Below are 342 nucleotides of genomic sequence, written 5' to 3' on the forward strand. Positions count from 1 at the left end.
GGTGACCCGTACGGGATTCGAACCCGTGTTACCGCCGTGAAAGGGCGGTGTCTTAACCACTTGACCAACGGGCCAAATATTATAAATCCTATGGCGGAGAGCAAGGGATTCGAACCCTTGATACGCTTGTGACGTATACACGATTTCCAATCGTGCTCCTTCGGCCAACTCGGACAGCTCTCCAATGGCTCCGCAGGTAGGAATCGAACCTACGACCGATCGGTTAACAGCCGATAGCTCTACCGCTGAGCTACTGCGGAATAATATTGCCTGGCAACGTCCTACTCTCACAGGGACAAGGTCCCAACTACCATCGGCGCTAGAGAGCTTAACTTCCGTGTT

The 342-nt window shown here is 52.9% G+C and carries 3 tRNA genes; all 3 read right to left on the reverse strand.

From position 1 onward, the window contains the following. Positions 1–2: 2 nt before the first annotated feature. A tRNA-Glu gene (locus ACS2QP_RS27470) sits at positions 3–74 on the reverse strand. Positions 75–91: 17 nt separating this feature from the next. After that, positions 92–183, reverse strand: a tRNA-Ser gene (locus tag ACS2QP_RS27475). A gap of 2 nt (positions 184–185) precedes the next feature. Next, positions 186–260, reverse strand: a tRNA-Asn gene (locus tag ACS2QP_RS27480). Positions 261–342: the final 82 nt, after the last annotated feature.

The organism is Bacillus cereus group sp. Bce019 (assembly GCF_051781745.1).
In the GTDB taxonomy this organism is placed as follows: Bacteria; Bacillota; Bacilli; order Bacillales; family Bacillaceae_G; genus Bacillus_A; species Bacillus_A cereus.